Annotated in this window: 10 protein-coding genes and 5 pseudogenes; 3 read left to right on the top strand and 12 right to left on the bottom strand. The window is 45.2% G+C overall.

The genetic code is table 11. The features are described 5' to 3' along the window. Position 1 precedes the first annotated feature (1 nt). Positions 2-191 (top strand): annotated as a pseudogene (locus IM496_RS15775) (hypothetical protein). An 84-nt stretch (positions 192-275) separates the two neighbouring features. Here IM496_RS15775 and IM496_RS15770 read toward each other — a convergent pair. The 7 genes and pseudogenes from IM496_RS15770 to IM496_RS22465 form a co-directional block, all read right to left on the bottom strand. Next, positions 276-894, bottom strand: a pseudogene (locus tag IM496_RS15770) (RRXRR domain-containing protein); the annotation flags it as partial. A gap of 199 nt (positions 895-1,093) precedes the next feature. Beyond that, on the bottom strand, positions 1,094-1,222 hold the full coding sequence (locus IM496_RS15765) for an RRXRR domain-containing protein (protein WP_502861848.1): 129 nt from the start codon (positions 1,220-1,222) through the stop codon (positions 1,094-1,096). A 218-nt stretch (positions 1,223-1,440) separates the two neighbouring features. Beyond that, on the bottom strand, positions 1,441-1,761 hold the full coding sequence (locus tag IM496_RS15760; RefSeq protein ID WP_002752253.1) for a P-II family nitrogen regulator: 321 nt from the start codon (positions 1,759-1,761) through the stop codon (positions 1,441-1,443). Positions 1,762-2,159: 398 nt separating this feature from the next. Next, positions 2,160-3,008 carry a transglutaminase-like domain-containing protein gene (locus tag IM496_RS15755; protein ID WP_004159260.1) on the bottom strand — a complete coding sequence of 283 codons (849 nt, stop codon included), beginning with the start codon at positions 3,006-3,008 and terminating at the stop codon, positions 2,160-2,162. Next, positions 3,002-3,508, bottom strand: coding sequence for a glycosyl-4,4'-diaponeurosporenoate acyltransferase CrtO family protein (locus tag IM496_RS15750; protein WP_194017040.1), 507 nt, complete (start codon positions 3,506-3,508; stop codon positions 3,002-3,004). The genes IM496_RS15755 and IM496_RS15750 overlap by 7 nt, the downstream gene beginning before the upstream one ends. Beyond that, the gene (locus IM496_RS15745) at positions 3,509-4,603 is read right to left on the bottom strand and encodes a glycosyltransferase family 2 protein (RefSeq protein ID WP_194017038.1); all 1,095 of its coding nucleotides are present in this window, start codon (positions 4,601-4,603) and stop codon (positions 3,509-3,511) included. Between the two features lie 35 nt (positions 4,604-4,638). After that, positions 4,639-4,812, bottom strand: coding sequence for a Thivi_2564 family membrane protein (locus IM496_RS22465; protein WP_304598356.1), 174 nt, complete (start codon positions 4,810-4,812; stop codon positions 4,639-4,641). A gap of 254 nt (positions 4,813-5,066) precedes the next feature. Here IM496_RS22465 and IM496_RS15740 point away from each other — a divergent pair. Further along, positions 5,067-5,671 (top strand): annotated as a pseudogene (locus IM496_RS15740) (ISAs1 family transposase); the annotation flags it as partial. Between the two features lie 580 nt (positions 5,672-6,251). Here the strand turns inward: IM496_RS15740 and IM496_RS15735 are convergent. The 3 genes from IM496_RS15735 to IM496_RS15725 form a co-directional block, all read right to left on the bottom strand. Next, positions 6,252-6,788, bottom strand: a complete 537-nt coding sequence (locus tag IM496_RS15735; RefSeq protein WP_002803214.1) for a hypothetical protein — start codon at positions 6,786-6,788, stop codon at positions 6,252-6,254. A gap of 100 nt (positions 6,789-6,888) precedes the next feature. Then, entirely contained in the window at positions 6,889-7,323 is a 435-nt protein-coding gene (locus IM496_RS15730; RefSeq protein WP_287662492.1) for an MgtC/SapB family protein, read from the bottom strand. 132 nt (positions 7,324-7,455) lie between these two features. After that, positions 7,456-7,626, bottom strand: a complete 171-nt coding sequence (locus IM496_RS15725; protein WP_155120367.1) for a hypothetical protein — start codon at positions 7,624-7,626, stop codon at positions 7,456-7,458. Between the two features lie 172 nt (positions 7,627-7,798). On the opposite strand from IM496_RS15725, the pseudogene IM496_RS15720 reads away from it, so the two are divergent. Continuing rightward, positions 7,799-8,174 (top strand): annotated as a pseudogene (locus IM496_RS15720) (NF041680 family putative transposase); the annotation flags it as partial. A 397-nt stretch (positions 8,175-8,571) separates the two neighbouring features. On the opposite strand, the pseudogene IM496_RS15715 reads toward IM496_RS15720, so the two are convergent. Together IM496_RS15715 and IM496_RS15710 are read right to left on the bottom strand one after the other, a co-directional pair. Next, a pseudogene (locus IM496_RS15715) lies at positions 8,572-9,098 on the bottom strand (ISNCY family transposase); the annotation flags it as partial. A gap of 309 nt (positions 9,099-9,407) precedes the next feature. After that, positions 9,408-10,592, bottom strand: coding sequence for an ATP-grasp domain-containing protein (locus tag IM496_RS15710; protein ID WP_287662486.1), 1,185 nt, complete (start codon positions 10,590-10,592; stop codon positions 9,408-9,410). Positions 10,593-10,757 lie beyond the last annotated feature (165 nt).

Genomic DNA, 10,757 nt, shown 5'->3' with positions numbered 1-10,757 from the left:
TGTGGGGTGTGGGGTGTAGGGTTTTACCGATTTTGAAGGGGTCAATTACCTAATTTTCAGGGAAAAAGTCCCTGAATTTTCCCCCCGATCACTCCCATATCTGGTACTTTTTGATTTACAAAAACTCTAAAAGTCTTAACCAACAAGGGTTTTACCATTATTCAGCAAGCCCTAATTATACTTGTCCCTAAAACTGGTTTCTAGCAAGGCTTTCAAAATAGCTTGACATAAAACCTGATTTAGGGGTTACAAAGGTGAGATGCTCCCTCCCTCTTAGCAATGCCATCGTTAGCATGACTTTCTGGTGATTGTTTTGCTTTATTTTTGGACTTTTCTAGTCGCAAATATTTTCTGAGATTAGAGGTTTGCCAACCAAAGCGAGTATGGACTTTTGCCAATTGAGATAGTTGCTCAATCGCCCATTTCTGTCCGACCATAACCGACGAGAAACCTTTTCCCGACTTAGCTCCTTTTCTACCGGAAGTTAGATCAATATCGGTTTTGACATACTCAAAGTAAATGTCAGTAATTGGATAGATTTTGGTTAGTTCAGAAACGTCTCGACTTCGCTCGACGTTGACGATTAGCTCTGATTGAGGGAGCTAATTTTCCTTGTCTTCTATTTGAAAATCGTTTTTGTCGATGCGCTCTTAGATTAAAGGGAAGTTGGCGGTTAATCCGTCTTTTTCTACGTCCTCTTCGCATTAAGCAGCGATTGTCTAGGCACTCTCTTACTCGCTTAAAAGGAAGTTCTAAGTGAGCCGTCCAAAGAGTAAAAAGGGAGGATTGAACGCCAATTCCAGAGAATAATTTACCCGGGTCAATACCAATGGCAATCGGTTGGGTTTTGTTATCGGAAGGTTCATCGGTTAGCTGGACATAGAAAATATCTAGGGTCTGCTGAAAAAGTTTTTCGTGGGGGCAGGGTGTGGGGTGTGGGGTGTGGGGTGTAGGGTTTTACCGATTTTGAGGTAGTCAGTTACCTAATTTTCAGGGAAAAAGTCCAGGAATTTTACCCGATCACTCCAATGGTAGGCACTTTTTGAGGGGAAAAAAGTCTAAAAGCCTTATCCAACAAGGTTTTTAGATTTATTCAGCCAGCCCTATCTAAGTCGTTGAATTTACCGATAGCTTTTCCTTGCTTAATCCACCGTCTGGCCCGACTGGGTTTGGTGGGCATTAACGACTTTCCGTCTTTTGAAATAACAGGAACTCTTGCCATGGAGATAATCCTTAAGAGTGAAGTTAATGTCCCTTACCGCAGCACAATCAAGATGTCTTGTCTAACAACGCTTTACCAATAAAGCTTAGAGGGAATCCGAACTAGGGAAGTATTCGGAGGTCTGGGCCAGATTGTGTCTCGATGCGGTAGTCTCTACTTGCGTCGCCTAAATTGGTTTAGGCAAGCCCCGTCCCTTTTAGGGCGGGGTTAGTGACGAATCAAATTATCTCAAACCCAGTCAACGCTTCGACATTTTGTCGGAAAGCGATTAAGGCATGATTAGCTTGATACTCGACGAGACCAGAGAAGATCGCCTCCGAGACTTCCTGCGAGACAACGGTTTTGATCTCAATATTGGTGTTATAACCGACCATATCTCCCTGGCGGTTGCCGTGGCGACCTGCGCCCTGGGCTTGCGAGAGGGTATAGCCAGTTACGCCTAACTCTTGCAGCAGCTTGATCATGCGGTCTTGCAAGACGGTTTCACCAATGATGACAACCAGTACAGCCGGTTTAATGGGTAGGGATGAGGATGACATGGGCAACTCCTAAAATGGGTTTTTCAAAGACAATGTTATTGACATGCTCACCACGCCACTTTTTTAGGATGGTCGCGTCAATGGGGTTGACGCAGATAGCGAAAAACGCTTAATTGCTTAAGTCTGACACTTTCGACCCGTCCGTTTTGAGTGTCCGAATGCCGGACGGCCACTTTGAACAAGTCGAAAAAATCTCATGTTCAACCTTATTTCCTAGAAAGTTTTACTCGTTCAAGGCCGAATTTGAATTCTTTTCTGAACGAAACCCCCTACTATCTGTGGTCAGGGTTCAGTTTTTAGCTTGGTTATCGCTTTTTCCATTGTAGCTTAAAGCCGTCCTCAAAGGACGGGGTTTTCAACCCAAATTTTCGATAATAGAATACCTGACTGGGGTACGCTCAAGAGATGGCGATCGCCTCTGTTGTCGGTATCAAAATATTCTCGGAAATCGGCTTGGCATCGGGTAAGTAGTCCATAAAAAGCCTCATCTGATTCATTTGTACCGGACCAAAAATAGTGGCAAAAGAAACATCGGCTGCATCTCGTCCTGTGCCAACGCGAATTAGCCCGCTCTGAGGCACAAGGCGGGTAGGATCGAAAAGATACCAGCGACCCCCTAGATAAGCCTCAAACCAGGCATGAAAATCGGGGGGATTTAAACCATAGGCGTAGCCGGAAACAAAGCGTGCTGGAATATTCAAGGCTCGACAAAAAGCAATACCTAAATGGGCAAAATCACGGCAAACGCCTACCCTTTCTATCGCTGTATCGCAAGCAGAAGTTAAAGAATCACTGCTACCAGAGAGATACAAAACATTGTCATAAATCCAGTTACAGATAGCTGTCACCCTGGAATAACCAGGGACTAAATGGCCAAATTCAGCCGCGACAAAGCGCAATAATCGATCTGACTGACAGTAACGACTCGGATAAAGATAGTACAAGATATCGAGGGGTAAATCGGCCGGCTTTACTTCAAAAATCGTACTGGGGTCTGAATAATAAGGAGATAAGCCAACGGTTGCTCGATAGGAAATTTGCAAATTGCCAGGAGGGGCATTGAGTCGAAAGTATCGGTTTCCACTGACAGAAGTGATGTATTCCTCAATCGACCGTTGAGAGTTAGAATGGAGGTCTTCCTGAACAATAATCTGATGGTTGTTGCTGACAATAGCAACATTAAGAATTAGAGTGCTTGCTTGCTCAATGCTGTAGGTTAATTCACAGCCAAGCTCATACTTTAGCATATCGTTTTTCCCTGTCCTTTCAATACGAGCAGATGCTGGAGCCGAAGCCGATTGTAACGCTGCACCCACAAACAAGGCAGGTTGAAGGCTGTTCCCACGGCGAGGTTTACCAGCACACCCCAGCCAGGAGTCCAGAGCATCGTCACTAACCAAAACAGCCAGATGGCGATGTGAACGTATTCCGCGCGACGGGTTTCAGCCAAAAAACGGGACATTACGGCACAGTCCCCACCGCCAACGGATGTTTTGCGAAAACCTCCTGGGAAGAAATCCCCTGCTTCTGGCAACCGATCCTTCCATCGCTTGATCCGCAGTACCCGATTGTACCATTGTCTATCTTCCCCCCAGATTCGTGGCTGGGTCAGGCAGGTGTCCGTTTCTAGGAATTTCAGGGGAAGTCGATGACCGACAAAACCGATCAAAAGTGACCAGGCTGTCCAACCGACCACACAAAGCCCGACGATTACCCCATCCGGTAACTGTAGTATAGATAATCTCATTCATTCACCTTGCCATCGGGTACTTATCCTTCGTCCTTTCCATTCGATTTGACCACGTTCGAGATTCAGAATGGCCAGCAGGAACACTGCAAGGAAGAAGGCAACCGGAATGGGGAAGAAAAAGACGATTGCTCCGAATGAACCCACTGGCCATACAATTATGGCTAACTGTATGGCGAAGGCAAGATAAAGCAGTACGTTATATAGTAAGGATGAATTCCCGACAATCGGCCAGCCAAATAGGGATGCGGGCAGACACCAAGCCGCCCAGAACAACCCTGAAAGCCAGAACACAACCGCCAGCATCCGCAGCCAAGAGACTTCCCCTGCTGCCGTTGCAAAGTTTTTGTCGAAACCAACAACCAGGTCCCGCAGCCCGCCGGGGTACATCCGATAGTCCAGTTGGCCATGACCAATGTATGCACTCACTGGCAGTCCCGCACTCTCATAAATATGAGCCATGAACCAGTCTTCTACAACATATCCTGCCACAGCGTCGTGGCCGCCGACCCGCTCATAGTCATCCTTGCTGGTAGCCATAGCCGGTCCAAAAGCCACACCACCTCTTGCTCCCAGTTTGACGGCCATCAAGCCGACGAGATTGAACAGAACCGCTAACAGTTCGTAGGGGCGTTCAGTGCGGTGATAGGGCTGAACTGAGACCAGACCACCTAAGTGTTGAACAGTTGCCACCAGCCTGCGGAGCAGCTCCTCGCCTGGCTCAGTGTCGGCATCGAGAAAGACGAGAATATCGCCAGATGAGGCTGCATATCCGGTTTTGAGTGCCCAGTTTTTCCCTGTCCAACCTGTGGGCAAAGGGCTAGTCTGCACTACTTTCACCCCGGCCTGTTCGGCGATCTGTGGGGTAGCATCGGCGGACTGGTCATCGATGACAATGATTTCGTAGGGCTTGAATGTTTGCTGCTTTAAGGCTGTTAGCAAATTAGGGAGGGTACTCTCTTCATTCCTCGCCGGAATCAAGACCGAGACTTTAGGCGAACCGACGACTGAAAGGTCTGGAAGTCGCGGCAACCGCCACATCAATCCCCAGCCTATTAGCCAGCGCACCACCAGTGTGATGGACATCAGATCCATAATAATTCAACCTTTCCTTCCGTCTAGAACATCACTCACCTACCGATACGAATTCCCTTGAGAAAACTCAGCAATCCGAACACCTTAAGAATCCACAAAACGAGGGCGATGACAACCACAATGTTCAGGATTTGCTTGATCTTGCTGTCCATCGGAATGTAGTTGTTCACGAGCCACAATAGAACCCCAACCACGATGATAACTACCATAAACTGTACCAGATCCATGACTGACCTCCTTTCTCCGATCTAATGAGTTTCGTCAAGCATTTTATTCTCTTCATTATTATATATGCTCGTTTATATATGCTCGTTAGGTGGCCCGGGCAATCGCACACAATTCTTGAAGATACGCAATAAATCTACAAGATATCCTCATGGAATAGCAATTAGGAGATAAATATTAAATTTTTCAAGTTAGTATACAGAATATTAACTATCTGTTTACAGGTTCGCACAAAACAATGTTAACGGACAAATGTTCATCACTAACAGCCCTGATTGAAAAACACTTTGGCACTCTAAAAGACCCTAGAGCGTTACACAACATTGAGCATTTGTGATAGATATTATTGCGATTAATATCTGTGCAACCATTTGTGGGGCGAACAACTGGGAAGCAGTTGCTGCCTATGATATAACCAAATATGAATGGCTAAAAACTTTTCTAGCTCTGCCTAATGGGATTCCCTCTCATGATACATTGATCCGATTATTTGCCCGTTTAAAATCAGAAGAACTCCAGTCATGCTTTATTAGTTGGATGCAAGCAGTTCATCAGGTGACCAATGGAGAACTCTTAAATGTGGACGGGAAAACCTTACGAGGGGCAAAAGAACGAGGAAATAACCGCAGTTTAATTCCTATGGTAAGTGTCTGGTCAGCCACTAATCATTTGGTACTTGGTCAACGAAAAGTCGCTGAAAAATCCAATGAGATTACTGCTATTCCTGAATTATTGAAGATTTGAGAAATTCGAGGTTGTTTAGTAAGTATTGATGCCATGGGATGTCAAACTGAAATTGCCTCTACAATTATTGAGCAAGGCGCTGATTATGTATTAGCATTGTGAAAGGCTGATCTGCCAAGCATTATACCCTCAGTTATCTTTTGTTATCGTTTGAGTCCCGCTAAATAGGGCTTGCGGCAAAAAGTTTTTCGTGGGGACAGGGTGTGGGGTGTGGGGTGTGGGGTGTGGGGTTTTAGGGATTTTGAGGGGGTCAGTTACCTAATTTTCAGGGAAAAAGTCCCGGAATTTTACCCCCGATCACTCCAATGGTTGGCACTTTTTGAGGGAAAAAAAGTCTAAAAGTCTTACCCAACAAGGTTTTTAGATTTATTCAGCCAACCCTAAATAGGGCTTGCTGAATAATGGTAAAACCCTTTTAAAATAAGGCTTTTGACCTGTTAAAATCCGATGTTCATGCTGCGAAAATAGGATTGGGACATTCAAAAACCTTGCATTATCCTTCTTGTAGTACATAAGCCAGTACAAAAAAGAGGGCAACAAAGCCTGAAACGACCAGCTATTGACGACCGACGACCGACTCCTAACCCCACCAACAAACTTTTTCAGCAAACCCTAAATAAGCAATTCGACTCACCACTACTTCCAGATCGCTACCCCATAGTCTATCCCTTTCCTGGCGTTACTGGGTTTTCTGCGTTTGCTCCAGATATTTCTGCACACTCTGTCCCATCTGCACCAGATTCGGTTCAATCTTTTTGGCCAGAAGCTCTTCGACTAGGTGAACTAAGCGACTGAGCAAGAAGGGGGGCACACTGTGAACTGCGCTGAGGTCAATCCTCACTTCGACTCGGCTTTCCACCAATGTGCAATTGCCTCGATCCAGAAAGCGGTTCTTGCCAGCGCAAAACACCGCCTCTCGGTAGGCATGGGTTTCAATTTGCCAGTCTACAGTAAACTCATTGTTGTCCCAGATATCGTATTCCGTCCAAGTGAACAGTTCTTCACTCAAAAGTGCCCGAGCAGCGGCTGGGATGTCCCCACCCCCATGCCACTCCAGCACCAGTCGCACCAGTCGCTCCGCTTCCTGGCGAGACTTGAGTTGCAGCGATCGCACATTGGGCAGATACGGCCCCAACTCCATCAGCTTGTCCCGATAGGTGGCATAAACCAAGGATCGAGAAAACGACACCTGTGAATCAACGGAAATTTTGATCATCTTTGGGCTCCAACGGCATGGGGCAAGATATGCAGTTTAACGCGGGTATGAACTACTTGTACATCTTCAACCCCTATCCGCCCGAATACTCCGACCCCGTTTAACTCCTCCTTCCACGGCGTTCAAACAACCGTTCGACCTTGGGAATTAAGGATAAGATTCCCAAGGCTAAGAGAGTGCTGAGAATGGCCGTCGCTTCTCGCCCCATCCCTGTCGCTACGCCGATGGCCGCCGTTAGCCATATGCCCGCCGCCGTGGTCATCCCCTTAGCCTCCTCTTGGTGCCTTCCTATAATGATCGATCCGGCCCCAAGGAATCCCACCCCAGCGATCAAACCCTGCAACACACGAGTTAAATCTGCGATCGATGCCCCAGATTGTTGAGGAATGAGGACGAAGAGTGCTGCCCCGAAAGAAACCAGCATATGCGTTCGCAACCCTGCCGCCTTGCCCTTGATCTCCCGATCGTACCCCAGTAGACCACCAAGGATCGCCGCAAGCAAGAAACGTAAAATGATGCGGATAATTTGAGCCACATCGGTGATCTCGGAGAATTCCGATAGCACAGTATTCCATATCACTTGCCACACACCCGTAGTCCCTCCTTACTTTGGCTGTACTTCATTCTACAAAGTTGGCTGTAATTTCTTTGTTGATGTCCGATCGTTCTACCGATAGATTGCATCATCAATCGTGACTCGGAAAAACTCACCCTCTGACTCAAACCGCTCAGTGCCAAAGTACCATCCAATCCGCAGACGGGTCGGAATGGTATAGCCACAGAATGTGCCTTCTTCCTCTATAATTCCACCGAAGTCCACATAATGAGACTTAGACAAAAAACAAATCGAGAAAAGCCTCAACTCCAATCCCCGCTTGGGATTTACTTCGAGAAGCCCAAAATCGCTGAAACCCAGATATATCAAGGAAAATCATAAATCGAGGTTAACCCTTTGTCCCGTAATGGTTTGAGCCTTTTTTGCTGACCGAAAACGCCTAAGTCCCATTAACATCGATCACTCGAATCGCTTCGCACTCGCAAAGATTACACTGGACTTTACCCAAACTTTCAACTCCCGAACAAGGGCAATCTGGTCGCGATTTGATGCCTCTACTGACTTGGTAGTTATGGCTGGCTCGTGAGATAGTACAAGATAATCCTTTACCTTGGCAGAAGCCTCTTCCACAAAACTCTCTGACTCCTGGAAGGGTCGCTCAGGGTTTTGGGGCAATTTTAGCGGTGATTGGTACACCCGCCTGTTTCCCCAAAACCCGAGGAAAATCCCAGGGCTGGCCTAAAGGCAAAAAACGGACTCCAAAAATCCATTATCCTACGGTCAAAAAACGCTATTCTGCCCCGCCTAAATCGAAAAAGACCGCATCTTAATCCTTCATCCTGCTTTTTATCTCTTTCTCAGTCTTTTATCCCTAGCCGTGCCAATTTGGGCTGCAAATTAGTCTAAACAGAAGTTATGATTCTTATTTAACCATCTTTTAACGGCCGCATTTTCACAGTCTTGTTTTTGATGCCCATCTTGTTTTTTTAATGAATTCTGGCTCTAAATTAATTAGGGTTTGCTGAAAAAGTTTTTCCTAGGGGCAGGGTGTAGGGTGTGGGGTGTGGGGTGTGGGGTTTTACCGATTTTGAGGGGGTCAATTACCTAATTTTCAGGGAAAAAGTCCCTGAATTTCCCCCTGATCACTCCCATATCTGGTACTTTTTGAGGGGAAAAAAGTCCAAAAGTCTTATCCAACAAGGTTTTTAGATTTATTCAGCAAGCCCTAATTACTTGTTTTTGATTAGGAGAAACCACCCTAGGTGTGACACAGCCATGAAAATAAGTTGTAGTTCCCTTTCGATGATTACGACAATTACAATGAGGGCAATTAATTTTCTTAGATGAGAAATTTCTGTGCCATCTAATGCCACTAAAATTTCTCCATCTAAGTAGAGAAACTTTTTCAAAACTCCCTTTTCCTTTAACCATTGATAGACTTTTTGAACAGTCCCAGAGACAGTAGAGGCTGGCACTGCATCTAACAGATTTCTTATTTGATTATCCCCAGGAATTTTTTCAATTGAAAATAAACTTTCAGCATTATCTTTTCCCTTATTGCTTTTCATTAAACGTTGATGGTCTAAAACAGACAGCGACTGAGTAAAAAAGACTGAAAATGCAGTCATCACGGCATCTTCTACCTGATATTTTGTATTATTTCCAGGTTTCCTCTCATCGGGTAAATCATGTAATTCTTGACGTAAAAATTGCATTAATTCCGAAATTTCTAGGGTTGCCGCTTTTTGAGCCATCTTGGAATAATTTGACGTGCTGGTGGATTTCTAACTCACCCATTTTACCTTAGCTGACAATAATTATAAATTTTTATTTCCCTTGAATTCCTTATTCTAAAAACAGAACTATCTTCCTGAATTTACCCCGTTCGTTCTCAGCCAATCCCTTTGATTGCTTGAGTATTTATACTTAATCTATCCAACCAATTGTTTTTTTAGTGATCGCCTCTCCCTGAAAAATAGTCACTTTCTACTATATTTTGCCTTCCAAAATCGGGGTTAATGCTCTATTTATTTCAAAATGAGAATTGCTGCTGATCACTGATTCTAGGCTAATTTAATTGCTGCCGTGACTACCTCTTCTAAAGACTCTAACCAATGAAAGTTAACATCAGCTAAACTCTGACTGAGATCGATCGCTTGACTGTCAGCTAGGACGCGAAAAATTATTTGTGGTAGGGTGGGATTGAGAAAAGATCGAGGTTCCAAGGTTTGTCTTTCCTGTCGGGTGGCCCGGATCGTTCGTTCGCCGCTGCCCCGGCCGGGTGATAATGGGCTATAACTGCGGTAGTAATGGCTAATACTCTCGATCGCTTTTTGGCCAAAGTCGGGATAACTGATAATATCAACGATAACCACTTTTAAATTAGGCAATAGTTGGAATTGTTGCAGACCAGCCTCTATTTGCTCGTTTAATTGCTCTAATTCTAGTCTTTCCTCCAGTATAAGCCATGCCGCCAGTTTTGCCCCCTTGCCTACCAAGGCATCCCAGACAGTGGACATCAAACCCTGGCCATTGCTAATCACGGCTATTCGGCCGGTTTGATCAATTATCGACCAAGGGGATTGTAATTGGGGTGGGGTCAAAGCTAGAAGATCGAGATGTCTAGCTAAAGCGGCATCATTAACACTTATTTTGCCATCTAGGGCCATCACTTCCCCAGTTTCGTTGATACCGAGGGGATTAATCTCGATAATATCGAGATCTTTGCTGACAAAGAGACTATACATTTTTTCGAGAATTTGACTGATAGACTCGATCAAAGACCCTCTTAAACCCATGGATACGGCTAATTGCCGACAGAGATAGGGGGAAAATCTCGCTTCGATGACCACTTTTTGCATGGTTTCCAGTAAACTGTCCACATCCATCCCCCCTTGACTCGCACCCAGTAAAACTGGTCTTTGCAGATGATAATCGAGTAAAATGGCTAAAAATATCTCTTGTTGCGGATTATACCTGGCTTCTGCTAGGATTACCTCTGGATATTCTCCGGCGATCGGTAAATGAAAGATAGCATGGGCAGCAGCGATCGCATCGATGGTATTAGCGACAAATTTCACTCCTCCTGCTTTTCCCCGGCCCCCCGTGCGTACCTGGGACTTCAGCACGATAGGATAGGGAATGTTTAATCTTTTTAGTCCCCCCGGTTCGTGGATTGGTTGGGAAGGTAAAATGGGGATGCCGACTTGAGCAAATATTTCCTTGGCTTGGTATTCGAGTAAATCCATAATTAATTAATTGATAAAGTGGCAATTCTCTCTTTGCTCGTTTCGGTAGCTTGGGGACTATTAACTATCATAAGTTTGTGCAGTACCACAATGATAACAATAAGGTAAATTTTTATAAGTTAACTCATGGCAATGATGACATTCTACATATTGATAATAACCGCA

This window comes from Microcystis sp. M049S2 (assembly GCF_020245625.1).
GTDB lineage: Bacteria > Cyanobacteriota > Cyanobacteriia > Cyanobacteriales > Microcystaceae > Microcystis > Microcystis ichthyoblabe_A.
Note: the sequence above shows the minus strand (reverse complement) of the source record. Positions and strands in the feature narration are given on the sequence as shown.

What these genes read in the sequence shown, in the direction of transcription:
- IM496_RS15765 (WP_502861848.1), bottom strand. Translation starts at nt 1,222, where the DNA reads ATGGCAAGAGTTCCTGTTATTTCAAAAGACGGAAAGTCGTTAATGCCC.
- IM496_RS15760 (WP_002752253.1), bottom strand. Translation starts at nt 1,761, where the DNA reads ATGTCATCCTCATCCCTACCCATTAAACCGGCTGTACTGGTTGTCATC.
- IM496_RS15755 (WP_004159260.1), bottom strand. Translation starts at nt 3,008, where the DNA reads ATGCTAAAGTATGAGCTTGGCTGTGAATTAACCTACAGCATTGAGCAA.
- IM496_RS15750 (WP_194017040.1), bottom strand. Translation starts at nt 3,508, where the DNA reads ATGAGATTATCTATACTACAGTTACCGGATGGGGTAATCGTCGGGCTT.
- IM496_RS15745 (WP_194017038.1), bottom strand. Translation starts at nt 4,603, where the DNA reads ATGGATCTGATGTCCATCACACTGGTGGTGCGCTGGCTAATAGGCTGG.
- IM496_RS22465 (WP_304598356.1), bottom strand. Translation starts at nt 4,812, where the DNA reads ATGGTAGTTATCATCGTGGTTGGGGTTCTATTGTGGCTCGTGAACAAC.
- IM496_RS15735 (WP_002803214.1), bottom strand. Translation starts at nt 6,788, where the DNA reads ATGATCAAAATTTCCGTTGATTCACAGGTGTCGTTTTCTCGATCCTTG.
- IM496_RS15710 (WP_287662486.1), bottom strand. Translation starts at nt 10,592, where the DNA reads ATGGATTTACTCGAATACCAAGCCAAGGAAATATTTGCTCAAGTCGGC.